Annotated in this window: 23 protein-coding genes; 12 read left to right on the top strand and 11 right to left on the bottom strand. The window is 44.9% G+C overall.

Annotated features, from left to right (window positions below; all coding sequences use genetic code 11):
* Window positions 1-118: 118 nt before the first annotated feature.
* From ACED41_RS20185 to ACED41_RS20175, 3 genes are all read right to left on the bottom strand, one after another.
* On the bottom strand, window positions 119-883 hold the full coding sequence (locus ACED41_RS20185; protein ID WP_017060576.1) for a hydratase: 765 nt from the start codon (window positions 881-883) through the stop codon (window positions 119-121).
* A 206-nt stretch (window positions 884-1,089) separates the two neighbouring features.
* A complete protein-coding gene (locus ACED41_RS20180) occupies window positions 1,090-1,395 on the bottom strand; it encodes a DUF3861 domain-containing protein (protein ID WP_371725550.1) in 306 nt (101 codons plus the stop codon).
* 33 nt (window positions 1,396-1,428) lie between these two features.
* On the bottom strand, window positions 1,429-1,920 hold the full coding sequence (locus tag ACED41_RS20175) for a DUF2798 domain-containing protein (RefSeq protein ID WP_371725549.1): 492 nt from the start codon (window positions 1,918-1,920) through the stop codon (window positions 1,429-1,431).
* 97 nt (window positions 1,921-2,017) lie between these two features.
* On the opposite strand from ACED41_RS20175, the gene ACED41_RS20170 reads away from it, so the two are divergent.
* Window positions 2,018-2,443, top strand: coding sequence for a MarR family winged helix-turn-helix transcriptional regulator (locus ACED41_RS20170; RefSeq protein WP_371725548.1), 426 nt, complete (start codon window positions 2,018-2,020; stop codon window positions 2,441-2,443).
* Between the two features lie 111 nt (window positions 2,444-2,554).
* Here the strand turns inward: ACED41_RS20170 and ACED41_RS20165 are convergent, their stop codons facing one another.
* Together ACED41_RS20165 and ACED41_RS20160 are read right to left on the bottom strand one after the other, a co-directional pair.
* Complete coding sequence (locus ACED41_RS20165) at window positions 2,555-3,616, bottom strand: MBL fold metallo-hydrolase (protein ID WP_371725547.1); 1,062 nt, start codon at window positions 3,614-3,616, stop codon at window positions 2,555-2,557.
* A gap of 187 nt (window positions 3,617-3,803) precedes the next feature.
* Entirely contained in the window at window positions 3,804-5,588 is a 1,785-nt protein-coding gene (locus ACED41_RS20160; protein WP_371725546.1) for an SgrR family transcriptional regulator, read from the bottom strand.
* 601 nt (window positions 5,589-6,189) lie between these two features.
* Between ACED41_RS20160 and rimK the strand changes: the two genes are divergently transcribed.
* A complete protein-coding gene (rimK, locus tag ACED41_RS20155; RefSeq protein ID WP_004740040.1) occupies window positions 6,190-7,095 on the top strand; it encodes a 30S ribosomal protein S6--L-glutamate ligase in 906 nt (301 codons plus the stop codon).
* A 32-nt stretch (window positions 7,096-7,127) separates the two neighbouring features.
* Window positions 7,128-7,556: a RimK/LysX family protein gene (locus ACED41_RS20150; protein WP_004740039.1), complete on the top strand. Its 429-nt coding sequence runs from the start codon at window positions 7,128-7,130 to the stop codon at window positions 7,554-7,556.
* A 146-nt stretch (window positions 7,557-7,702) separates the two neighbouring features.
* On the opposite strand, the gene ACED41_RS20145 is transcribed toward ACED41_RS20150, so the two are convergent.
* The gene (locus tag ACED41_RS20145) at window positions 7,703-8,491 is read right to left on the bottom strand and encodes an MBL fold metallo-hydrolase (protein ID WP_017067276.1); all 789 of its coding nucleotides are present in this window, start codon (window positions 8,489-8,491) and stop codon (window positions 7,703-7,705) included.
* A 202-nt stretch (window positions 8,492-8,693) separates the two neighbouring features.
* On the opposite strand from ACED41_RS20145, the gene ACED41_RS20140 reads away from it, so the two are divergent.
* The 3 genes from ACED41_RS20140 (at window position 8,694) to ACED41_RS20130 (ending at window position 11,125) form a co-directional block, all read left to right on the top strand.
* Window positions 8,694-9,296 (top strand): 2OG-Fe(II) oxygenase, encoded by a 603-nt coding sequence (locus ACED41_RS20140; RefSeq protein ID WP_050711798.1) that lies wholly within the window; start codon window positions 8,694-8,696, stop codon window positions 9,294-9,296.
* Window positions 9,297-9,507: 211 nt separating this feature from the next.
* Window positions 9,508-10,227, top strand: coding sequence for a glycerophosphodiester phosphodiesterase family protein (locus ACED41_RS20135; protein WP_017071583.1), 720 nt, complete (start codon window positions 9,508-9,510; stop codon window positions 10,225-10,227).
* 160 nt (window positions 10,228-10,387) lie between these two features.
* Entirely contained in the window at window positions 10,388-11,125 is a 738-nt protein-coding gene (locus ACED41_RS20130) for a sulfite exporter TauE/SafE family protein (RefSeq protein ID WP_017064905.1), read from the top strand.
* A 104-nt stretch (window positions 11,126-11,229) separates the two neighbouring features.
* Here the strand turns inward: ACED41_RS20130 and ACED41_RS20125 are convergent, their stop codons facing one another.
* The gene (locus ACED41_RS20125; RefSeq protein ID WP_017067270.1) at window positions 11,230-12,003 is read right to left on the bottom strand and encodes a murein L,D-transpeptidase family protein; all 774 of its coding nucleotides are present in this window, start codon (window positions 12,001-12,003) and stop codon (window positions 11,230-11,232) included.
* Window positions 12,004-12,005: 2 nt separating this feature from the next.
* Window positions 12,006-12,488: a GNAT family N-acetyltransferase gene (locus tag ACED41_RS20120; RefSeq protein ID WP_017064907.1), complete on the bottom strand. Its 483-nt coding sequence runs from the start codon at window positions 12,486-12,488 to the stop codon at window positions 12,006-12,008.
* Between the two features lie 219 nt (window positions 12,489-12,707).
* Between ACED41_RS20120 and ACED41_RS20115 the strand changes: the two genes are divergently transcribed.
* The 3 genes from ACED41_RS20115 (at window position 12,708) to grxB (ending at window position 14,991) form a co-directional block, all read left to right on the top strand.
* Window positions 12,708-13,688 (top strand): Gfo/Idh/MocA family protein, encoded by a 981-nt coding sequence (locus ACED41_RS20115; RefSeq protein ID WP_371725545.1) that lies wholly within the window; start codon window positions 12,708-12,710, stop codon window positions 13,686-13,688.
* A 164-nt stretch (window positions 13,689-13,852) separates the two neighbouring features.
* The gene (locus ACED41_RS20110) at window positions 13,853-14,011 is read left to right on the top strand and encodes a hypothetical protein (protein WP_004733064.1); all 159 of its coding nucleotides are present in this window, start codon (window positions 13,853-13,855) and stop codon (window positions 14,009-14,011) included.
* Window positions 14,012-14,358: 347 nt separating this feature from the next.
* Complete coding sequence (grxB, locus tag ACED41_RS20105) at window positions 14,359-14,991, top strand: glutaredoxin 2 (protein WP_371725544.1); 633 nt, start codon at window positions 14,359-14,361, stop codon at window positions 14,989-14,991.
* A gap of 159 nt (window positions 14,992-15,150) precedes the next feature.
* Here the strand turns inward: grxB and ACED41_RS20100 are convergent, their stop codons facing one another.
* Window positions 15,151-15,984: a pyruvate, water dikinase regulatory protein gene (locus ACED41_RS20100; protein WP_017060559.1), complete on the bottom strand. Its 834-nt coding sequence runs from the start codon at window positions 15,982-15,984 to the stop codon at window positions 15,151-15,153.
* Between the two features lie 178 nt (window positions 15,985-16,162).
* Here ACED41_RS20100 and ppsA point away from each other — a divergent pair, with 178 nt between their 5' ends.
* On the top strand, window positions 16,163-18,535 hold the full coding sequence (gene ppsA, locus ACED41_RS20095; protein ID WP_371725543.1) for a phosphoenolpyruvate synthase: 2,373 nt from the start codon (window positions 16,163-16,165) through the stop codon (window positions 18,533-18,535).
* A gap of 111 nt (window positions 18,536-18,646) precedes the next feature.
* Here the strand turns inward: ppsA and ACED41_RS20090 are convergent, their stop codons facing one another.
* Together ACED41_RS20090 and ACED41_RS20085 are read right to left on the bottom strand one after the other, a co-directional pair.
* A complete protein-coding gene (locus ACED41_RS20090) occupies window positions 18,647-19,438 on the bottom strand; it encodes a hypothetical protein (RefSeq protein WP_065584879.1) in 792 nt (263 codons plus the stop codon).
* Between the two features lie 66 nt (window positions 19,439-19,504).
* The gene (locus ACED41_RS20085) at window positions 19,505-20,860 is read right to left on the bottom strand and encodes a serine hydrolase (protein WP_017060556.1); all 1,356 of its coding nucleotides are present in this window, start codon (window positions 20,858-20,860) and stop codon (window positions 19,505-19,507) included.
* Window positions 20,861-20,952: 92 nt separating this feature from the next.
* On the opposite strand from ACED41_RS20085, the gene ACED41_RS20080 reads away from it, so the two are divergent.
* Window positions 20,953-21,927 (top strand): AraC family transcriptional regulator, encoded by a 975-nt coding sequence (locus ACED41_RS20080; RefSeq protein WP_017071579.1) that lies wholly within the window; start codon window positions 20,953-20,955, stop codon window positions 21,925-21,927.
* A gap of 262 nt (window positions 21,928-22,189) precedes the next feature.
* Window positions 22,190-23,524, top strand: coding sequence for an MATE family efflux transporter (locus tag ACED41_RS20075; RefSeq protein ID WP_029235266.1), 1,335 nt, complete (start codon window positions 22,190-22,192; stop codon window positions 23,522-23,524).
* The last annotated feature ends 126 nt before the right edge of the window (window positions 23,525-23,650 follow it).

Genomic DNA, 23,650 nt, shown 5'->3' with positions numbered 1-23,650 from the left:
CGACTACTTCTTCTTGAAGATAAAAGCGGCTTTCCCCGGAAAGCCGCGATGAACCATAAAAAAGGCTATTTACTCATCAGTAAACAGCCTTCGATAACAGATAGTGCGCCGCTAGAAGTTAGCGTTTCTGCTTGAACGTTACTTGGTATTCACCAATGCCTTCGTAGTGGAAGGTCGTTGGTTTATCGAATTCCATTTCCACGATACCGCAGTAAGAGCCCGTGATAATGGCTTCACCCGCTTGGAAATCAACACCACGACGTGTCATGTAGTTAATCAGCCAGTAAATTGGGCTTGGTGGCAGTGTATTCGGGTGCTTACCGTCGAATGCTTGAACTTGCTCGCCTTGAGTCACTTCAATACTGATCTCTGCAGAAGTGAACGCTTTTTCGCGATCAATCTCAGAGCCAATAAATAGACCTTGGTTTACTAGGCCATCGGCCAGCTTTTCATAGAACTCAGCGCCGCTGTCATCCGCAAAACGAGACTGCATTAACTCAAGTGCCATGTGGCAAGAACCAATCGCTTCGTTGATTTGCTCTTCGCTGTAGCCTTCTTGGCTTGCAGGCAGGCTCTTAGCAAGCGTAAATGCGATTTCAGGCTCAACGCGTACTACACCGTTGTCAGCAAACAGTTCACAAACTTCGCCTTGTTGAACGCTGCCCGAGAAGATTGGCGCAACAACAAACTTGTCTTCAGCCAGAGGAAGTAAGCACTTCCAACCGCCGACTTTATCGCTTTTCAAATCGATCATTGAAGATTGGATCTTTAGCGCATCTTCCAAGTTATTCGGACGGTACTGTTCGTCCAATCTTGGTGCTTTGGTGCCAGCAACACGACGACTCAACAGTTCTTCAGCTGCTTGTTTAAATACATTTGTCATATAATACCACCTTTAGTTTTATGACCTGTATAATATCGGATTTCTTGAAGCTTGAATAGACAATTAAACAACGGTGCAACACCGCAAATTCAGCCATCAATTTTCGCATATTCTAGACGCAGACAACTGAAATTATTTTGATTTAAAGACAACAAAAGCCAGTAAGTTCGTTACTGGCTTTTCGATGTGTTACTGATGATTAGGCTTTACTGCCCTTTCAAGGTCTTCTTAAGGTTTTGCATGAAGTCTCTGAAGTGAGGCATAAAATTAACAAACAGAGGATGTTTTCTATCTTGCATCATCAATGGACCAAGTAAGCGGATACCCACACCCAGTCGTGCTGCTGATTGCTCATCTAAGCCGCTGTCTTGTTTGATCTTCTCAACAACCGCGAACATGTTTTCTCTGTCTTCAATTTCAAACTGCATGGTTTGAAGTTCGCGGTCTTCTTTAACGCTCACTTCTTCAATAGTGATGCGGTAGTTATTGTGTTTGCCTGTAAATGCTTTCATGTGGATCTCCTACAATGCTGTGAAATGTTTTGGCTAGCTCTTCATGAATCGTTCTAGCTTAGGTTTAACCGTCATCGACATTACGACCATGATCGTAAGGCCAATAGGAAGCGCGGCAATAAATCCATTAAACCATCCACTGGTAAACGCCGATGTATCCGAAAATCCAATATTATTTGCCGCTGTTACAAATGCCATCATGGACTCCATTATGAATGCCATGATCAGTCCTACAATCAGGTTGCGAACTTTCTCGCTATAAGTTGTGAACACTCTAGCAACGGCTTTGGTGACTAAAGCCATCATCACCGCGCCCATTGGCATCATGATCACGACAACAAGGGCTAACGAAGAAAGCCAGTTGCCAATAAATTCCTCGCCGAATCCGACATTCATGTAAGTCATCACAGCCGTTAAACTGCCGCCAATCGTCAGCATTAAGCTCATCATGACCAAAACTTTGTATAAAACCGGTGTGCCTTTTTGCTCAGGAAGAGTTGGCGTTAGAGTTGCTTGAATCGTCATATCTATTTCCTGTCTTGAATTTACGAACAATTAAGTTGATAATGTCAACTATAAATACAGTAGTTGATAATGTCAACTATATTTCTAAGGATAGTTTATGTCTGATAACACATCGCTAGAATCAATCTTTCGTCTAGTGCACTCTTTGAAACGTCAAATGAGCGAACAGATTGAGATCTTAGACTCAGAGATCGCACCTATGAACATTCGTGTCATGAAGATCATTACTAAGAAGTCTCCATGTACCGCTATCGATATCGCACACTTCCTAGATCGTGATAAAGCACAGGTCACTCGGCTCATTAATGCCTTGATCAATCAGGAACTTGTGAAGAAGTCTCCGAACCCGGAAGACAAGCGCAGCCAGTTATTGGTTCTGACTGATAAGGGTCAAGAGATCATGAGTAAGGTCTCGGATATCGATCGAGACATGCTGAAGAGAATGACCAAAGGCATGGCCGAAGACGAGTTAGAACAATTCAGAAAAATTGCGAAGAAAATGGCGCAGAACTTAGAAAGCTGATCTTAAAAATAAAACGAAAAAACGCCACCGAATCGTAAGATCGGTGGCGTTTCGTGTATAAGTTGGGTTGTACAGCTTAGTGGTTTAGCTATGTCTATTTGGATGACAGCTCTAATTCGATGCTAGTTTCCACCATGCCTGAACAGGTACAGGCTCTGAGATCACCAAACGTTCACCCATCACCGGGCTTACCATTTGTACATCTCGCTCTTTGCTTATCGCCAGTGCTTGTTCCATTGGGTCTTGCCAATCATGCATAGAAAGGTCGAAGGTACTGTTGTGGATTGGCATCATCACCTTACCTTGCAGATCAATGTGTGCCTGAACACTCTGTTCTGGGAACATATGAATATCCGCCCAAAGTGAGTTATACGCACCCGTTTCAACCATGGTTAAATCAAACGGCCCAAAACGGTCGCCAATCTCTTTAAAGCCATTGAAGTAACCAGAATCACCGCTAAAGAAGACTTTCTTGTCTGAAGCGTTAATAACCCAACTGCCCCACAGTGTTTGGTCACGATCAAGCAAGCCACGACCAGAGAAATGCTGTGTCGGTGTCAACGTGAACTCAATGTCTGAGGCCGTTGCCGATTCCCACCAGTTCAATTCGATGATCTTCTCTTTATCCACGCCCCACTTTTCCAACAGTGCGCCCACTCTTAATGGCACTAAGAACGTCCCTACTTTGTCGGCTAATACCTTCACGGCACCTTTGTCTAAATGGTCGTAGTGATCATGGCTGATCACTACCACATCAATATCGGGTAGGTCTTGCAGTGTGATTGGTGTCGGATGAAAACGCTTTGGTCCCATCCATTGCACCGGTGATGCACGATCACTGAACACAGGGTCAGTCATCACTAACTTGCCATCCAGCTTCATCATCACGCTTGAGTGACCTAAGCGGTAAGCAACGTCGTCTTGTTCTTCGATCAATTGCTCAGCTGTCATTGGAATCAAAGGCAATGCAGCGCGCGGCACTGGCTCGTTTCTTTCCACAGTCACATATGCTTTCAAGATTGAAAAAATATCAGACATACCCGATTTGTATTCCAACTCACTGTTAGCAAACTTCTTTGGAAGCTTATCTAGATTGTCGTTTGATTGTGAACCTGTGCTTACGATAGCGACCACGGCAAGTACTCCTAAAATCGGTAATAGATATTTTTTCATTGGTATCTCTTTAACCGTTGGGATAGACCCAACACATAAACTACACCGACTAGTTTATATGCCAAAACCAAAAAGTAAACCACCGAGTGTAATTTTTAATTTATCTAGACGTAAGCGTGTCAAAGTCGATTTTGGAAAAACCAATTTTGGCAACGAGTTAACTTAGCTATTTAGCTAGTAAGAAAGGTTAATCAGCAGACCATACATTCTTGAAATCTGGCCATCCCCAGTTGGTAATGGCCACGTTTTTCAAAATGCCTTGAAAACGCACGGTTTGTAGGTGATGGAACATAGGCACTAGCCAATAATCAGAAATCAACGTCGATGCAACAGGCTCCAACTCTGCCAAGTAATTCGGCAGTTCAACTGAGGCTTTGTGATGATCTAAGCGCTGTTTAAGCCAATCACTGTTCATCTCTCCGAGCGCGGAATGCAATACAGGGTCATTCATCAACCACGAGAACAGCGAAGATGGCGCATTATCATCGAGATTCAGGTTACACAATACCAAATCTTCTTTTAAATCGCCCCGCTGAGAAAGCAGCGCCAACTCTCGAAAGCTATAGGTGTTCACTTCAACTTCCACTCCATGTCGTTTAAGGATGTCCGACACGGAAATGGCACACCGATAAAGGGCATAGTAGTTATATACCGCAATGCTCAATTTCTTAGGCAACTCGCTCTCTCTGGAAGGCGTTCGATACAGCTTCTGCCAACTTGGCAGTATATTTTGAGCTAAAGAGACACTAAACAGACCCTTGTTATGTTCCAACTGTGACAAAATCGCTTGTGGGTTGGTCAGTTGTGAAAGGTATTTGCGCTGCTCATTATTTAGTGGGTTAGCCGCTGAGTTCTGATTGAACAGGATAAACAAGCATCCATCCTCGACTCGGCTACGAAGGCCGTCTGTGTCTGCTGAAACAAGTTCCGCATCGCTTTTCCCTAATTGATGGAAACAAGAAGAATTTCCATAAGGCGATACGTGCATTTGGCTGTCATCGAAACGAGCAGTGCCCGTCATTGATTCCTCAAACTGCCAGATAGTCACCTCATCGGTTAACGAGCGGCAACCATAATAGTGTTCAAATGCGGCAAGCTTGATTCGTTCATTATTGGTCTCAACCACTTTGAAGGGGCCGGTTCCAATCACAGCATGAGAGACCGAATTTAATGGCGATGGCTCTCGTGTGACTTGCGCAGCAGGTTGAATCGAATACTTAACGCCAGCCAATAAGCCCGCGAACCCGGTGTCTGCTTTGGTGAGTTGAAAGCTGATCCTCAATGGCTGTTCACTGTAGATGGAAGAAACATGATCTAACTCAGCTTGATAGAAAGGCAGAGCTTGTAAAGCAGTAAACAAAGCAACCAGCTGCTTGGCATCAACTGGCTGACCATCATGAAATGTCAGACCGGGGCGCAGATAGAAAGTCCAAACCAGTTGCTCAGTGTCATATTCCCAATGGTGAGCTAGTTCAGGCTTTAACTCACCTTTACCATTACACGTCACTAGGCAGCTAAACACCTGTCTGATCAAAAATCGTTCGCTACTGCGGTGTATATGGTGCGGAAACAAATCCTCAAACTTACGCTTATAGGTTAATTGAACGTGCAGCAGCCCTTCACGCATGGTTGCGCCGGAAGTTTCTTGCAGTAAAGAACCAAACACAGCGCGGTCATTATCCAATATGGAAAGTGCTTTTTCGTACTTGCCCTGCTCTATCAGTTTAATTGCAACATGCTGCGCCAACTCTGAATTGCTAAAACGCAGTGTTAAGTTAGAGCGTTGATTCCTGCCAACTTTTGGCTCCCACACCACCCATTCAGCTTGATGCATCTTACCAAGTAAAGTTCGAGCGTGACGCAAGCTTGTAAACAGCATATCCGCTACTTCGGCTAGGGTGACTGAATGAGAAATGTTTGGCTCGAACGATTCTAGCCGCGTGTAGTAACGCATCATGTTTAGATCAGACAAATAGTGAACCTTTTAAAGATAGCTCTTCCTAATTAAGCTCATTATAAAACACATTCATCAAAAAGTAGTGTAATGCGACCAAAACAGGAACAACCAATAAAAATACCATCTGTTTTTTAGTTCCTCTTAATTATCCATAATGAACGGTCAGCAACAAACCATAGGTTGTAAATAAAGCCTAACCAGAGAGAGTAATGACCATGAGAAAATACTATCTTAACAAGCTAAAAAGCACCTGCAGTAAGCTCGAAAGAGAAGCACTACGAACACTTTTAGATCTATGTAACTGGCGTTATTAGTACACTTTTTAGCACCGAGTAAACGCGAGTTGGGTACAACCTAATATGCTCCTACCCCCAATATGAGTTAGGTCTCAACTCGCTTTTCCATTCCAATTCCCCTCTCAAGCCTGCTGTACCAATAGCTCACACAATCGATAAATTTCCGTTGTCGACTCGACAAATTTAATTCGTTTTCTTAGTTGAACGAAAAGCCTTAAGGTTCGCCCCGAAGCAAGCAAGGAGCCTCAGAAAAAACTGAAAGCTCAGCTAACAACTAATTTATTTGCAGTTACCAATCAGGTATTAACTAAGGAAACGCCATGCGTATCGCAATTCTTTCTCGCAACGAAAATCTATACTCTACCGCTCGTCTAAAGCAGGCTGGAGAAGCACGTGGTCATCAGGTCGATGTTATCGACACGTTGCACTGTGATATAGATATCGCGAGTAACAATCCGAAGATTCGCTACATGGGTGAAGAGCTACCTCAATACGATGCTGTTATTCCACGTATTGGCGCTTCCATTACCTTTTACGGAACTGCGGTTGTTCGCCAATTTGAAATGATGGGCACTTTTTGTATCAATGAGTCAGTAGCAATCAGTCGCTCTCGCGACAAACTGCGCTCACTACAACTGTTGTCTCGTAAAGGTATTGGCTTACCAAAAACAGGTTTCGCTAGCCGCCCAGACAAGATTCAAGACCTGATCAAAAACGTAGGCGGCGCGCCACTTGTGATCAAGCTTCTTGAAGGCACTCAAGGTATCGGCGTTGTACTAGCAGAAACAAACAAAGCAGCAGAAAGCGTTATCGAAGCGTTCATGGGCCTAAAAGCGAACATCTTGGTTCAAGAGTTCATTGAAGAAGCAAATGGCGCAGACATCCGTTGTTTTGTTGTTGGCAACAAAGTAATTGCTGCAATGAAGCGTCAAGCTGGTGAAGGTGAATTCCGCTCTAACCTGCACCGTGGCGGCACTGCTCAGCTGGTTAAACTAACCAAAGAAGAGCGCGCAACAGCAATCAATGCAGCGAAAATCATGGGATTAAACCTATGTGGTGTAGATATCCTACAATCTAAGAACGGCCCAGTAGTAATGGAAGTAAACTCTTCTCCAGGCCTAGAAGGCATCGAGAAAGCAACGGGTAAAGATGTAGCAGACATGATTTTCGAATTCATCGAGAAGAATGCAAAACCAAACGCTAACCGTACTCGTGGCAAGGGCTGATTGAATACCGATAACTCATGATTGGAAAGAAAATGAACAATAAAATGATCATAGGGAATACCGAAGCACTTTGCTTACCAGAGTTAGGGATAACTGGACTACATACACGTGTTGATACAGGGGCTAAAACCTCTTCTCTACACGTAGACAATCTACTATGTGTTAAATCAAATGGTGAGAAATTCGTAGAGTTCGACCTTCACCCAGACGTTTATCACCTAGAAGAGACGGTGCGCTGCAAGGCGAAACTGAAAACAAGTAAGAAAATTAAATCATCTAACGGCGAAGTTGAACACCGTTGCGTGATTGAAACCATGCTAAGAATCGGTGGCCAACAATGGCCGATCGATATCACGCTAAGCAACCGTCAAGACATGACTTACATGATGTTGCTTGGACGTCAAGGCATGAGTGACAAAGTGATTGTTGACCCTGCGGGTGAATTCCTGCTGACTCACTAATCCGAGTCATCGTAACCGCTCCACAGGTTATAACTAAAGCTACTCACAACGATATAAGGCCAGTCTCATGACTGGCCTTATTGCTATCTATTTTTCTATTTCTACTTTCAGCTCTGAATACACGACTTTGCATTCAGACTTCTGATCTATTTCTTCGATTTACCATGAGATTGAAAACCAAATCGCCCAATCGATAAAAGTAATTTCTTGGTTTTGATTTTCGTCACTCGCCAATGTGTAACAGGCCTTCTTGGGGCACTCATCAGCAGGTGTTCAAAAGCCTTCTGACTGAAATCGACTTGCCCACCATGCGCCACCAGCAAGGTATCGAGCTGCATGTCATAAATGCGCGATACAGACGCTCGATACTTATTAGGGTGAAAGATAGGAAACGGCGGAATCAGCTTCTTCTTAACCTCGACCATTAAATCGGCAACATAAGCCACGCTGTGTGATGGGCAATAGACCGAGAGATCACGGTCGGTATGGCCCGGTGTTTCAAGAACCAACCAATCATCAAACCCTGGAATACTATCCCCATCAGACAGCTTGTAGTCCGGCTTTAACTTTCTTGAATACCATAGGTTTGCTTTAGGCTTGCCTAAGCGGTTCGCCATCCACCTAGCAAGCGCTAAGTCGGTCAGGTGCATCAAAATGCCATCGATGCCGTGATACCAATCTTTGTCTCTGTTTGCTGCCACCAAATGACAATTAGTCAGCTTTCTGAGCGTATGCGCTGCCCCTGCGTGGTCCGGATGCATGTGTGTAACAACCACAGTATGTAGGTCGCTAAATTCACGGCCAAGCTCATCTTCAATGAAAGCCCTAAGATGAGGAATATCCGCACGGCACGCACCATCAAGTAACAGCAACCTATCTGGGTACTCTACGAGATACATGTCTTGGATATAGCCTTTAATGGTATGCAGCTGCAAACCCACTCCTTGTGATAATTCAACTGGTCAGACCTACACCATAGCAAACTCACATTTATTTGTAACAAATTTGTTAACTATAAAATCACATCAAAGTACCATGCTCTTCCGCTCTTTTATCGTGACGACAAAATACGTGATTTGTTGACCTAAGTTATTAGGACTATATATGCGCCTCTAATTTATTGTCTGAGTGCTATACATGAACCAACTAATCGATGCTCTTTCTACCCAAGGCTACTTTGTTTGGGATGACTTCTTAACTCATGAAGAAGTGGTGGCATTGAGGGATTGCATTCCAGAGAACTGGAAAAAGGCTAGGATTGGCCGTAACGATGAAGTAACGCGAGAGTCGACCATTCGTAGTGACAAGATTCAATGGGTGCGCCGCGATATGGGTCAGCCAGCATCTCTGTTCCTAGACAAAATGGAACAAATTCGTTTAGCGGCAAACCAAGCGTTCTTTTTGGGTCTGTTCGAGTACGAAGCGCACTTTGCTAAATACGAAAAAGGCGACTTCTACCAGAAGCACTTAGACTGTTTCAAGGGCAATGAAAACCGCCGCCTGACCACTGTGTTCTATATGAATGATGAGTGGACAGAAGAAGACGCTGGTGAACTTGTGGTTTACGACCTAAAAGACAACCACATCGCGACCATTCCACCAAAGTCAGGCCGCTTATTTGTGTTCTTATCTGAACAGTTCCCACACGAGGTTCTGCCAACCAACACAGAACGATTCAGTATCGCAGGTTGGTTCCGTATCAACGGCGTGAAAGACAACCAACTCGATATCGCACACTAAAGCGAGGTTCGGGTCAAAGCCTCATCTCATCCAAAGCCTCTCCACTCGAGAGGCTTTTCCTCTTAGTACTGCTAGGAAAGTACTAAGAGGAAAATATCACTTTTATGAGCCGAATCCTGTGTAGAGACTCTTGCCCAGCAATTACTCTGGCGTATTCGGGAAAACTGATATTTAATAAATATTTACGATGCGCATTCAAGAAGGATTAATTATGTCGTCTATCATCGTAGGTCATCGGGGTGTAGCAGGTACTCACCCAGAAAATACCAAAGCAAGCATTGAACAAGCCGCTAAACTCGGCTTGAAATGGATTGAAGTAGATATTCAGCCAACTCAGGATGATCAACTTGTGGTTTGTCACGACCACACCCTTGAGCGCTGCAGCGATGGCAAGGGGCGTGTAGACGAACACACCCTTGCAGAACTGCGTCAGCTTGATTTTGGCAGTTGGAAGTCTGAGCAGTTCGCAGGTGAAAGAATATTAACGTTGGAAGAGTTGCTCGCGCTTGCTGAACAGCATGATCTCAGCGTGAATTTAGAGATCAAAGTCGACAGTCGACATCAAGCGCCTCATGTCGTTGATTTGCTGCATACCGAGTTGATTCGTTCAAATCTAGACACCGACAGAGTTCTGCTTTCAAGTTTCAGCCATCAAGTCGTTTCTGAAATGGCTCGTCACCTGCCGAGATACCGCGTAGGTCTGATCACAGAGCAACTGACTCAAGCCGACTTGATGTTGATTGACGAGGTTAAAGCGTTCAGCTGTCACATGAACTACGAGCATGTGAATCAGAGCGATCTTGATACACTCAGTGAAGCAAACATCCAAACATGGTGCTACACAGTAAACGATCCGTCTCACTTCAAATTCATCTCAGAAGTAGATGCCGTATTCACTGATTTTCCAAATCAATTTACCTCTATAAATTGACCAAGCAAATACCGCAAAAACAACCCCGAGAGACTTTAAAATTAACTCTCGGGAAACCTTAAAATTAGGTAGCAAACACAAGTGAGTAGGAGTACATTCCGCTACTCACTTGGTTTCATTAGCTCGCTCTATTTAGACGGCTTCATTGGTTACTTAATTTATGGATCTCATTTTTAGTCCAACCTTCCCAATTTTGGGTGCAATCTTCATTTTCGCCGCTATTGTTCGTGGCTTCTCAGGTTTCGGTTTCACCTTAGTGGCATTGCCATTAAGTGCGTTATTCGAGCCTGTTATCGAACTGGTTCCCGTCTTCATGTTGATCGATCTCCTAGGCAATGTTCAATTACTGCCTAAAGTTCGAAAGCATGTTAACTGGCGCTGGGTTTTAAAGGTATTTATCCCTTGTTTTGCCTTCACACCAGTCGGCTTACTTCTGCTTAAATCCGTTAGCCAAGACACGATCATCTTGATCATCAGTGCCTTCATTTTTGCGTCTGCACTTATGATCTATAAAGGCTTCCAGTACAAAAGCGAACCTAGATTTGCTCCCTATATTCTAGGCAGCCTTGCAGGTGTAATGAACGGCGCGGCTTCGATGTCAGGACCTCCAATTGGCACTCATGCATTGGCAAGCCCAGTCGCTCCGCACATTGCTAGAGCCGGACTGATAGCCTTCTTTGTCTTGGCGGATTCCACTGCATTTGTTTCGGCATCTATCGCTGGGTTAGTCGACCGCGATGTAGTTTGGCTGACTCTCGCGCTTCTACCAAGCAGCATGCTTGGCGGTTATGTGGGTTCTAAACTGTTCGAAAGATTTGGTGGAGCGAAGTTTAAGCCAGTCACCATTGCATTGCTGATTGTGATTGCAATATTCAGTGCAGGTCGAGTCTTACTGTAACGGCTTTAGCGTTTAATTTTGGACGTTGCTTTTACGAATTGGTTTCGCGAATTGATTGCGCTAATTGACTGCGGAAAGTGATTAAGAAAACTGGGTACCAATGACTACCATTCGATATGGATAGGGGTACCCATTTTTACAAGTTGGAGAAACTCATCCATATCTTGATTGGTTAACGCGATACAGCCATCCGTCCAATCAAAACTTTGAATAAAGCTCGGCGAACGACGCTCGCCGTTTTTGATGCCATGGATTTTGATGTTTCCTCCAGGATCTACATCATTTTGCTCTGCCCATTGCATATCCGAAGGTTGCGGATAATTAATATGTACTGAGCGATAAAAGTCCGACTCTTCCATCACATAATCGAGCTGGTATTCCCCTTCCGGCGTTCGGTTGTCCCCTTCAAAGCGTTTATGCCCTTTCGGTTGTTTGCCTAGCGCAATACGAAACTCCTGAATCACCTCTTCACCTTTTAGCAGATACATCCTACGTTTCGATTTATCGACTTTAACTAACGTAACCACTTGCGACAGCGAATCTATCTCAGATGCGCTATCCGGTACGTTGTAAAACTGTCGAGAGGAACTTTGAGGTGGACGTTTTGATGACCCTTGAGAAAGCTGAGCTACCTTTTCATCAGGGCTACTGTTAAGAACATCATCCACAATAATCACATGCTCGGAGTTTGAGCTCGTGGAAGAGGTTGAGTTAGATGAAGACGTTGAGACACGTTGAGAATGAGCCGGTGCAGACTCGAATACGATGGTTTCGATAGCGGTCGCGTCAGAGACTATTTTCTCGACCACGACTTGCTCAGCATTCGCGTTCGAAGCCACAAACAGTAAACACAGTGATAAAGGCAGAAACAGACGCACCTTTAGATCTCCTCAAAACGCATGGACATGGTTCGTGACTGAGTTTCCATTCCTAACGACTCATAGAAACCCTGAGCTTGTTGGTTAAACTCCATTACCTCCAACCTAAGTTCTATCGCTCCTCTCGCCTGCGCCCATTGATTAAAAGACTTCATTAACGCTCGACCAGCACCTTTGCTCTGAACCTGATCGTTCACCACAATCGTATTGACCCTTGCCACCTTGTGCGGCTGAATAAAACTGACGCCTTTGTTCTGCGTTACCTTACCCGCTAAAAAGCCAACGACTTGCTTGTCGTCTACTGCAACCAAGAAAGCGCCAAGTGGGTCAAGCATCAAACCTAACCAATACTCTTCACTGTCGGCCAAGCCTTGTGACGCTGGTGCAAATACCATAGGCGCACCAAGATGATGTTGACGGTTTATCTGCTCAGAGAGCGCTAAGATCGCGTTAATATCAGTTACCTTGGCCGTCCGGATTTGCATATCATCACCTTGTTTGAATTCAATAACACCTTAGCAAAAATGGCTTAGTTGTGCACCGTTACACTGGTCAACTCAGACGCTCTGTGAAGGCTGAACATTAATATTAGGCACTATGTTTAGGGAAATTGTTCCGTAAATCTCAGGCACATTGCCAGCCGTTGAGTGCTACTATCTCTGCAGAATCAATATACTAACGACGACTAACGACTGGATACCTATATGATTAAGTTTGCTGTAATTGGAACCAATTGGATTACACAAAAGTTTGTTCAAGCTGCGCACGAATCTCAATCGATGCAACTTGCTGCGGTTTACTCTCGAAATCTAGACAGCGCGGCACAGTTCGCCCAAGAATTTGACGTTGAAACCACGTATGACTCACTCGACGCATTGGCCAATGACAACACTGTAGAAGCCGTGTACATCGCTTCCCCTAACTCACTGCATTGCGAGCAATCTATCTTCATGATGGAACACGGCAAGCATGTTATCTGTGAAAAGCCGATTGCATCAAATATTGATGAAGCAACACGCATGTTCGAAGTCGCTGAGAAAAACGGTGTGGTGCTGTTTGAGGCGTATAAATCTCAATTCCTACCGAACTTTAAGCAAGTTCAACTTGGGTTAGAAAAGATTGGCAAGGTACATAAAGCACACATCAACTACTGCCAGTATTCATCGCGCTACCAAAAATACCTAAACGGCGAGAACCCAAATACCTTCAACCCAGCTTTTTCTAACGGCTCATTGGTCGATATTGGCTTTTACTGTGTTGCCGCGACAGTCGCGCTATTTGGCAAACCTGAAAACGCACAGGCTTCTGCAAAGCTACTTGATTCAGGTGTCGATGCTCATGGCTGTGCGATCTTCCAATACCCTGAGTTTGATGTGACCCTTGCGCACTCCAAAGTCAGCGACTCTTATGCGCCAAGCGAGATCCAAGGTGAATTAGGGGCGATCATCATCGATCACATCGCTGAATGTACTGACGTTAAGATCCGCTACCGCGATGGCACGGTAGAAAACCTTACTCAAGCACAAAGCGAAAACTCCATGAGTTACGAAGCGCAGGCCTTTGCTAGCTGCATTGCTGGCGACAACGCAACACAAGCGCAGGCCCAACTGCGCGCTTTAACGGTTACGAAGTTAATTACAGAGATGCGCCAACAAGTTGGTGTAGTGTATCCAGCGGATAAATAACGTCACAGCGTAAGTTAACAAACTGATTTTTAATACATAATTATTTATACATAACTGAATTTAATCTTTACGACAAATAACCGGATTAGTTGATTGAGGTCCCATCTGTTTAAATCCGCGTTCGATATCTATCGTATTTATTTAATTTATTGAAGGTGTGTAAAGTGTTTTCAGTTGATGATCGCGTTGTAGCAACAAAAGGTGTTGAACTAGGTGAAATGGTAGTAACTGGCCTAAGTGCTGGTGGCGGCTACGTTCACGTTACAACGGTAGAAGGCGCAATGACGCTTACTTACCCAGCGCAAGATCTTAAAAAAGCATAGTTTAACCACTCTGCCCTTTTAGTAGTCACTCTACTAAAGGTAACAAAATTGAGGCTTTGGCTGACTTCACTCTTCTGCATTAGAGTAAGCAGCCAGAGCCTTTTTTATGCCTGTAATTTACCCACTAGCTTTCTCATTCGCTTACTCGTTACAATAAAACCGCACTCAACTGACAATAGAATTAGGCAACGAGTTTCTACACTAAGTGCTTATTCTCATCGTTCTCTTGATATCCCCGAGCACTTAATCGCAGTGAATAGTTCTTGTTAACAAAGGCTTATTGTCTGCGAAAGTTTCTGGTACATTAGCATCATCTTATACTAAGAAAGACCCGAATGAGGGAAGCTATGAAGCTTTACATTTACGGCCACTGCCCTTTCTGTGCAAGAGTCTCCTACATTGCTCAATCGCTAGGCTTGAACATTGAGCTTGTTTCTGTCGATTATGATGATGCCCAAACCCTTATCGATCTGATCGGTAAAAAGATGGTGCCCGTCTTACAAAAAGACGATGGCTCTATCATGGCAGAGAGCCTAGATATCATCGCGTACTTAATGGACTTGAAATCAAGCGATGAGCAGCGTGTGCCATCTGAGCAAGTGACTGTGTTCCAAACTCGCGCATTCCCTCTTACTCAACAGATTGGACGCCCACGTTGGTGGAACCTCGACTTGGCTGAATATCGCTCTTCTGGAGCCAAAGAAGCTTGGCGTGCCAGTAAAGAGACCGAAGGTTTTAACTTTGAAGAACTGTTAGAAAAGACGCCTCAGTTCGTTCAACTGATTAACCCATTACTGAAAGATGCCGAACTCTTACTGGATCTAGAGAATGGTGAGTCATCACTGCCTCTAATCGATCAAGCGGTGTATTTCTCGATGCTTCGTGGCTTTTGCGTAGAACCAAGCATCAGTTGGCCACCAGCACTTGAACGCTGGTTAGAAAAGAAAAGCGAAACGCTAAAGCTGTCTTTACTTCGCTAGAAAGCTATCTCGATTAAGAAAGCAAGCTCTGATTAAGAAAACAAGCTCTGACTCGCAAGCGACTACAACGAGCACAAACAAAAAATCGAAGCTCTCAGGTGTAAACTGCGAGCTTCGATTTTCTTTTATCTGGCCATTCTATTTCTCTAAGGCTTTGTCTTACAGCAGACGCCTTCTCAAACCTGTTCGCTCCAAGATTCGTGTCGAAATTTCTTCAACCGATAGTGAAGAGGTGTTGATGTAAGGTATCGCTTCTCGACGGAACATCGCCTCTACCGTTTGCAATTCATACAAACATTGTGAGTCACTGGCGTATTCGCTGCCTGCTAAGCGGTTCTCACGAATTTCAGTGAGCCTTTCTGCATCAATGGTCAAACCAAACAGCTTATGTCGGTAAATCTCAAACTCTGGCAACAGCTTTAAGCGTGCCAAGTCATCGTGGATAAATGGGTAGTTTGCTACGCGTAAGCCAAACTGCATCGCCATATACAAACTTGTTGGTGTTTTGCCACTTCGAGAAACACCCAACAAGATGATGTCGGCTTCTTCCAGCCCTTTTAGCGTGATGCCATCATCATGCGCGAGCGTGTACTCAATCGCAGCAATACGGTCGAAATACTTCACCGAGTCCTTGTTTACACTGCGTGAGCGCTGCAACTTAGGAACAGGCGCCATCTGAATGTCATCCTGTACTTTCTGCACGATGCTCTCTAACACGTCATAACAGTGCGCGGGCGCTTCTAGCAATTTGGTTTTGATATCAGGTATCACAATCGAAAAGAACACTAGCGGTTCTAATCCGGTATCACGATACGAAATTTCAATCTCTTTTAATAAATCAGAAAGTTTGTCCTCACTTTCCACAAACGGAAAGGTTTTTTCATTGGCTTTAAAAGGGAATTGACCTAGAACAACATGCCCTAAAGTCTCACATGTTATGGCCGTTCCATCAGAAACATAGAATACATCACGACTTTGAATATCAATTTGCATTTTTTATTTAATGTTTAAAATTATTTTGAGTAGGATGGTAACCATAATATAGATAATAAAACCCTGCTGACTATTACGTCCCCCACAGCTTTAGAAAATAATTTACATTTTTTTAAACTGACACGTAATCGTTTGCCTTTAAATCCCTACAATGCTTGCTATGTTTCTGGAGAAATAAATGCAAAATAATACCCTATGGTTCAATGGCCTATCCATGGAAGATGTCGACAAAGTCGGCGGTAAGAACGCCTCACTGGGCGAGATGGTTTCTAACCTGTCCAATGCTGGTGTTTCTGTACCTAATGGTTTTGCTACCACCTCTTATGCGTTTAACGACTTTCTTGACTACAAAGGTCTTGATGAGCGCATCCACCAACTACTTGATGAACTTGATGTTGAAGACGTTGACGCACTGCGTAAGACAGGTGCAACGATTCGACAATGGGTTCTAGACGCACCCTTCCCAGAATCACTAGAGCAAGACATCCGTGATAACTACCGCGAGCTAATCGAAGACAACGAAGAATTGTCTGTAGCTGTGCGATCATCTGCAACCGCAGAAGACCTTCCAGATGCTTCATTCGCAGGCCAGCAAGAAACCTTCCTTAACGTGAAAGGCATCGACGCGGTACTCGAAGCAACCAAGCACGTTTACGCGTCACTGTTTAACGACCGCGCTATCTCTTACCGTGTACACCAAGGCTTTGACCACCGTGGCATTTCATTGTCTGCGGGTATCCAGCGCATGGTTCGCTCAGACAAAGCCTCTTCAGGTGTGATGTTCACGCTTGATACTGAGTCTGGCTTCGACCAAGTGGTATTCATCACCTCTTCTTGGGGCTTGGGTGAAATGGTTGTACAGGGCGCAGTGAACCCAGACGAGTTCTACGTTCACAAGCCAATGTTAGAAGCGGGTCACTACCCAATCGTTAAAAAGACGTTTGGTTCTAAGTTGATCAAGATGATCTACTCGACCAATCAAGAAATCGGCAAGCAAGTCGATATCATCGACACCGACACTCAAGAGCGTAACGAGTTCTCACTCAACGATGAAGAGATCAAAGAGCTAGCAAAACAAGCGATGATCATCGAGAAGCACTACCAACGTCCAATGGACATTGAGTGGGCGAAAGATGGCATCGACGGCAAGCTTTACATCGTTCAGGCTCGCCCAGAAACCGTATGTTCTCAAAGCGATCAAAACGTTATCGAGCGTTACGAGCTAAACAATAAGGCGGATGTCTTGGTTGAAGGCCGCGCTATCGGTCAGCGTATCGGCTCTGGCCCTGTTCGCTTGGTTGATTCTCTAGACCAAATGTCACTGGTTCAAGAAGGCGACGTGCTGGTAACTGACATGACAGACCCAGACTGGGAACCTGTGATGAAGAAAGCGTCTGCGATTGTGACTAACCGTGGTGGCCGTACTTGTCACGCTGCGATCATTGCTCGCGAGCTTGGTATCCCAGCGATTGTTGGTTGTGGTACAGCAACAAGCAGCCTAAACGATGGCGATACCGTGACAGTGTCATGTTCAGAAGGCGAAACAGGCTACGTTTACAACGGCGAACTCGATTTTGAAATCAAACGTTCTGAGGTTGATGAGCTACCAATGCTACCAACCAAAGTAATGATGAACGTGGGTAACCCAGATCGTGCCTTCGACTTTGCACAAATCCCGAACGAAGGTGTTGGCCTTGCTCGTCTAGAATTCATCATCAACAAGATGATCGGTATTCACCCTAAAGCGCTGCTTAACTTCGATGCACAAACGGATGAGCTAAAAGCGGAAATCAACGAACGTATTCGTGGCTACAAAGATCCTATCGATTTCTACGTAAGCAAATTAACAGAAGGCATCGCGACTATCGCTTCTGCATTCTGGCCTAAGCGTGTGATCGTACGTATGTCTGACTTTAAGTCGAACGAGTACAGCAACCTAGTCGGCGGTAAAACGTTTGAACCACATGAAGAGAACCCAATGCTGGGCTTCCGTGGTGCATCTCGTTACATCTCACCAGTATTCGAAGACTGTTTCGAGCTAGAAACTCAAGCGATCAAACGTGTTCGTAACGAGATGGGTCTTAAGAACATTGAAATCATGATTCCATTCGTTCGCACGCCAAGCGAAGCAGCATCGGTTATCGACATTCTGGCTAAGTTCGACCTACGCCGTGGCGACCAAGGTCTGAAAGTCATCATGATGTGTGAGCTACCATCGAACGCAATCTTGGCTGATGAGTTCTTGAAGTACTTCGATGGCTTCTCTATCGGCTCAAACGACATGACGCAACTGACACTTGGCCTCGACCGAGATTCAGGCGATGTGGCACACCTCTTCGATGAGCGTAACCCAGCCGTGAAAGCAATGCTGAAAATGGCGATCGATGCGGCAACCAAAGCGGGTAAATACGTGGGTATTTGTGGCCAAGGCCCATCTGACCATGACGACCTAGCAGAGTGGTTAATGGAGCAAGGCATCAGCTCTGTTTCACTAAACCCGGATACGGTTATCGATACGTGGTTGAAGCTAGGTAACGTTGCTAATAAATAAGTAAATAAGTAAATAAGTAAATAAGTAACGCTTCACGCGGTACCTTAACGACAAAAGCCAGTCACGTTGACTGGCTTTTTTAGGTTCTTTCCAAATTAGCTGGCTAGAGCGCTAGAAGTAGTATCTCACACCAACCCAAGCTTCGGTTTGCCAACCATTCGGCATTGGCACACCTTTCACATCAACATCCGCTTTGGTAATGTCATAGCGCGTATTCAACCACCAAGTTCTTGCAGTGTTCATCGGCACATTTAACGATGTTTTAAATGAGAAGTTTTGCATGTCGATATCATCACCAGAAAGATCTTGCCACTCAGGAACCAAAGACACATAAGCGCCAGAGTCACCGAGATGCTTCGCGGTAATCAAACCAAGCGAGTATCCCGTTAAATCATCTTTAGATGAAGTGACGCCAGGGATCTCCATACTACCAGTCATCAGTCCTGCTCTTGGAAATACCAGGAATCCACCGGTATAAGCTGGATTAATCGCAACAACACCGCCAACCGACAATAAGTCATTTTTAATACTGTTGCGCGTATTAATATAATCTAATGAAAGACCCACTTTAGGCGTAGCTTTCGTCCCCGTTTCAAAGACGTGGAAGTACTGAATTCTAGAGTTGCTGTACTCTGTACCGAATTTGTCTGGATCGCGAAGCGCTGTGTTGCTTTCATCGACAAACGTCCCTTCGGCCAGTAGGGCAAACTGCTGACCGTTTTCTAAACCGCCAGAAACTTGCCCTTGAAATTGGATATCTGAACTACCATTCAGCATCAATGCAGCTTGAGTATAAACTTTAGTGACATCAGCAGGATCGATAACACGTTCGGAATCTGAATCGGCATGTGCAGGAAGGGCTAGACCTAAACTCAACGGGATTAATAGAGCAAAATTTTTCATTATATCTCTCGAAAGTCGTTTGCTTCCTCCTTGAAGCCTGGAACATCCTGTTAGGTAATAAATAGATTACTTGTCAGCAAGTAGTTTTGCTGCCGAACGCATTAGTGCAGGGCCTTTATTCTCACCAAAACCTGAGTGGTATGGGTTGGTTGAGAACATCACACCCACAAAGTCACGTGCAGGATCGATGTAAATAAATTGGCCTAGGTTGCCACTTTTCGACATTGCACCGTCATTGAAAATGAAATCAAATTGGTATGCGTTGTAGTCTGCTTTTTCGTTGTATGCGTGCAGTGAACTGCTCTCTTTGCTAGTACCTACGAATGCTTTTGGATCACCGCCGTTGCGGATACGATCAATCACAGCTTGTGACACCACTGGCTCATCAGCCACCGCTTTCCAGCTAGGTGTAAATAGTGTTCCCCAGCGAGCCATGTCTTCTACCGTTGATGAAACCAAGCCAACCGCGATCGCCATGCCATCTGGCGTCAAGTTGAATTGCATTGGTTGACGTGCGTGCACTTTTGACCAAACACGATCTTCGAATACTTGAGTCCAAGTTTTGTTCTCAACGTTTTCAACTAACTTAGTCAGCACCATGGTGTTGATAGATGCGTAACGGAAATGGTCACCGGCTTTTTCACCTTCCAGTTTCTGTGCACCTTGAGCCACTTCCATCCAAGTTTCCATTTCACCCGTTTTTGCACGAGGTGAGTTAAACGATGCCGCAAAGAAACGCACCACATCAGAGTCTGGGTTCAAGATAGACTCTAATGTCTCTTCATTGTCTAGCGCGGTCGACATGTTCAGAACTTGGTGTACTGTGATGCCATCCCAGTTCGTTCCTTTCAATTCAGAAACATACTCAGCGATCTCTTTTTCAGGGTCGACTTTGCCCTCTTCCACTAACATTGCGATCACTGTGCCAACCGTCGTTTTTGCTGTAGATGCCCAAACGTGCGTATCTGTCGGCTTCATACCCGGGTAAGCTTCGTAAACGATCTCCCCTTTGTGAATCAACATAAAGCCTTGGGTGCGGAACTGTTCATCCGCCAAGTACTCATCCATTGTCAACTGACCTTTGCTTTCAGTATCAACTTTCAGTGCAGCGAGTCGTGGGTCGATATTTTTGACTAAAGGCTTGTACTCTTCGTTTGGAGCCGCCAGTGCCGTTGGTAGAAACTCACTCATGTGCATGTTGTAGTAAACGCTGTGGTCGCCGCCCATCTGCCAATGAAAGTTATTGAATAACTCACGAGCTGAGTCAGTAAAACTTGGGGTAAATGCTGTGCTCGCCTCTTTCACGGTCAAGGTAACTTGAGCACCTTCAACTTTCAGAGCTTCTTCAACTGGGTTTGCTGCAAGAGCAAATGATGATGGGGTCGCTAACGATACTAGAACGGCAATGTGTTTAAGTTTCATAATTGTTCTCCTGTTTGGGTTAGGAAAAGTATAGGGAGATGCGCTACACTTAATTAGGTCACTTGATGACATTTAATGGTAGGCACAAAACAATGAAAGCATCATCGAACACCACCAGCATACTGCTCACTTCGACCAGTAACATTGCTCCATATATTCAGTATTGTGACAAACATAGACTGGATTGGCGCACCGTCGCCGTTGCGTGCGGTCTACCCATTGAACTGACACAATCCAATCAATGGCTTCCTACACAAGACGTGATTCGCTTCATTCATGGCCTTGAGCGTAAGTTTGGCTATTCGATAGGGATTGAGGTTGGACGTAAGGCCTCTCTAGAGCAATTGTCACCTGAGCTAGACCGAAAAATTGAACAATGCACTTCTCTCGAGCAAGCGGTACGCTGCTTGATTACTGAAATATCGACCTTAAGTAATCACGTCACCATATGGACGGAAAAAAGCGATGGATTGTGGTGGCTGTGTCATCGAAGTTGCTATCACCCATCGACCTCAGGTTTTGAACAAGCAGAATGGTTTCGCGCCCTGACCGTGATTAGCCTATGCCGTAAGTTCATTGACAGTCGCTGGCAACCATCACACGCCAAGTTGGTCTCTAAGAACAACAGCGCACGTAAATTACCTAAGCATTTCTTTGATTCTGATATTCAGTTTGAAGAGCAATACGGTGCGTTCTCGATTCCGCTGCCCGATGATTATCGTGCCATTTCAGAACGAAATAGTACCCAAGATTGGCATCACGCTGTCGAGATATTAATAGACACCTATGCGACTCTACCTTGGTTCAATATTGAGTGGTTTGCGACCATGCTCGGCATGACAAAACGAACGCTGCAGAGAAACCTGAAGAGCAAAAACATTCTCTTTAAACAAGCCAAAGAACAAGTTCGGGAAGCTAAAGCAAAACAGCTACTTGAAGAGACCAACCTTTCTGTTCAAGACATCAGTTGGCAAGTGGGTTACAGCGACTTGAGTAATTTCAATCGTGCATTCAAAGGTTGGGTTGGAGTCACGCCACCAAGTTATCGGGATAAAGCGAAACATTAGAAATAGTCGAATGGAAAACCTTTAGACCCAATCCGCTAATATAAAACTCAGAAACAAGATACGACACCTTAAATTTCAATAAGCGAACGCATAAAGTTGCATTGCACAATGCTCACATACCGATGAAACTGTGCAAAGGTAATATCGATAGATTTAATGACATTTATTGGTATCGAGCTAACGTTACGTTATCCTTTACGCAATTCTTCATTGAGTGGATTGTCACTACGACAAACCTACCTTCAAGACTGATAAGAGTGTTATGAATTCTACGACCGCAACTCCCTCGCCTTCTCTTGGCCGACAACTCTATACAATGACATGGCCAATGCTGTTTGGGGTGCTCTCCCTGATGAGCTTCCAACTTGTAGACAGTGCTTTTATTGGCCAGTTAGGCGTACTGCCGCTCGCGGTTCAAGGCTTCACGCTACCAATTCAGATGATCATTATCGGGATTCAAGTCGGACTAGGCATCGCGACAACGGCTGTGATCGCGAGAGCTATTGGGGCTAACGAGATACGCTATGCCAAACAGCTCGGCGGATTAGTCGTTGCGATGGGCAGTGTGAGTGTCGCGCTGTTCTCGGTCATCATCTATCTGTTGCGTGGTCCTATTTTACAACTCCTCGATGCACCACCGACGGTACTGCCGATCATTGATTATTACTGGATCTATTGGCTGGTAAGCTCTTGGACAGGCGCACTGCTCTACTTTTTCTACAGTGTGTGTCGTGCCAATGGTAATACCATGCTGCCCGGTTCGATGATGATCGCGACCAGCATCATCAACTTGATATTGGACCCGATTTTCATATTCACGCTCGACATGGGCATCAACGGAGCCGCGATTGCGACCATCTTGGCGTTCGGTGCGGGTATCTTTATCGTTGCTCCTAAGGTAACTAAGAAGCATTGGATGACATTCGACTGGCACGATCTTGATATCGGCAAGAGTATTCGTTCTATAGGAAACATCATGGGGCCTGCGATGATCAGTCAGCTACTGCCACCAGTCTCTTCGATGCTCGCCACCAAACTGCTTGCAGGCTACGGCACAGCAGCCGTTGCAGCTTGGGCGCTAGGTTCACGTTTTGAGTTCTTTTCGATTGTTGCAGTGCTTGCTCTGACTATGTCGATGCCACCTATGATTGGCCGAATGTTGGGAGAAAAGAACCTAGGGAACATACGTAGTCTTGTGAAGATTGCCGTGATGTTTGTATTAGGATTCCAATTGGTGATCGCACTGGTAACTTGGGTGTTCTCTGGCGGGTTGGCAAATCTCATGACCAGCGAAGACGAAGTCTCGACCATTTTGAACTACCACTTACTTATCGTTCCTATCAGTTTAGGGCCGTTGGGTATCTGTATGCTGATGGTTTCTATCTCGAATGCGCTTGGTAAGTCTTATACTGCCTTAACGATATCAGCACTGCGCCTGTTCGCTTTCTTCTTACCTTGCCTATGGGTTGGCTCGCAGTTTGCTGGCATTGAAGGTCTATTCTGGGGAGCCATGGTAGGTAATGTACTTGCCGGCACTTGCGCATGGTTTATGTACCAGCGAGCGCTTGGGCAAGTCGAGGCTAAGCTTTCTAATTAATCAGTTAGCGAACTAAACGGCTTGCCAGCTAAACCGCTATAAAGTTATTAAACGAAAAAGCAGCCACTTAGGCTAATGCCGATCAGTTAAAGCCAAAGCGATCGGTTGAAGGATCCTTCAGAGCTG

It is taken from the genome of Vibrio sp. 1F255 (genome assembly GCF_041439145.1).
GTDB classification, from domain to species: Bacteria; Pseudomonadota; Gammaproteobacteria; order Enterobacterales; family Vibrionaceae; genus Vibrio; species Vibrio crassostreae_C.
Note: the sequence above shows the minus strand (reverse complement) of the source record. Positions and strands in the feature narration are given on the sequence as shown.

Coding starts and splice junctions, on each gene's coding strand:
- ACED41_RS20185 (WP_017060576.1), bottom strand. CDS start 883: ATGACAAATGTATTTAAACAAGCAGCTGAAGAACTGTTGAGTCGTCGT.
- ACED41_RS20180 (WP_371725550.1), bottom strand. CDS start 1,395: ATGAAAGCATTTACAGGCAAACACAATAACTACCGCATCACTATTGAA.
- ACED41_RS20175 (WP_371725549.1), bottom strand. CDS start 1,920: ATGACGATTCAAGCAACTCTAACGCCAACTCTTCCTGAGCAAAAAGGC.
- ACED41_RS20170 (WP_371725548.1), top strand. CDS start 2,018: ATGTCTGATAACACATCGCTAGAATCAATCTTTCGTCTAGTGCACTCT.
- ACED41_RS20165 (WP_371725547.1), bottom strand. CDS start 3,616: ATGAAAAAATATCTATTACCGATTTTAGGAGTACTTGCCGTGGTCGCT.
- rimK (WP_004740040.1), top strand. CDS start 6,190: ATGCGTATCGCAATTCTTTCTCGCAACGAAAATCTATACTCTACCGCT.
- ACED41_RS20150 (WP_004740039.1), top strand. CDS start 7,128: ATGAACAATAAAATGATCATAGGGAATACCGAAGCACTTTGCTTACCA.
- ACED41_RS20140 (WP_050711798.1), top strand. CDS start 8,694: ATGAACCAACTAATCGATGCTCTTTCTACCCAAGGCTACTTTGTTTGG.
- ACED41_RS20135 (WP_017071583.1), top strand. CDS start 9,508: ATGTCGTCTATCATCGTAGGTCATCGGGGTGTAGCAGGTACTCACCCA.
- ACED41_RS20130 (WP_017064905.1), top strand. CDS start 10,388: ATGGATCTCATTTTTAGTCCAACCTTCCCAATTTTGGGTGCAATCTTC.
- ACED41_RS20120 (WP_017064907.1), bottom strand. CDS start 12,488: ATGCAAATCCGGACGGCCAAGGTAACTGATATTAACGCGATCTTAGCG.
- ACED41_RS20115 (WP_371725545.1), top strand. CDS start 12,708: ATGATTAAGTTTGCTGTAATTGGAACCAATTGGATTACACAAAAGTTT.
- grxB (WP_371725544.1), top strand. CDS start 14,359: ATGAAGCTTTACATTTACGGCCACTGCCCTTTCTGTGCAAGAGTCTCC.
- ACED41_RS20100 (WP_017060559.1), bottom strand. CDS start 15,984: ATGCAAATTGATATTCAAAGTCGTGATGTATTCTATGTTTCTGATGGA.
- ppsA (WP_371725543.1), top strand. CDS start 16,163: ATGCAAAATAATACCCTATGGTTCAATGGCCTATCCATGGAAGATGTC.
- ACED41_RS20090 (WP_065584879.1), bottom strand. CDS start 19,438: ATGAAAAATTTTGCTCTATTAATCCCGTTGAGTTTAGGTCTAGCCCTT.
- ACED41_RS20085 (WP_017060556.1), bottom strand. CDS start 20,860: ATGAAACTTAAACACATTGCCGTTCTAGTATCGTTAGCGACCCCATCA.
- ACED41_RS20080 (WP_017071579.1), top strand. CDS start 20,953: ATGAAAGCATCATCGAACACCACCAGCATACTGCTCACTTCGACCAGT.
- ACED41_RS20075 (WP_029235266.1), top strand. CDS start 22,190: ATGAATTCTACGACCGCAACTCCCTCGCCTTCTCTTGGCCGACAACTC.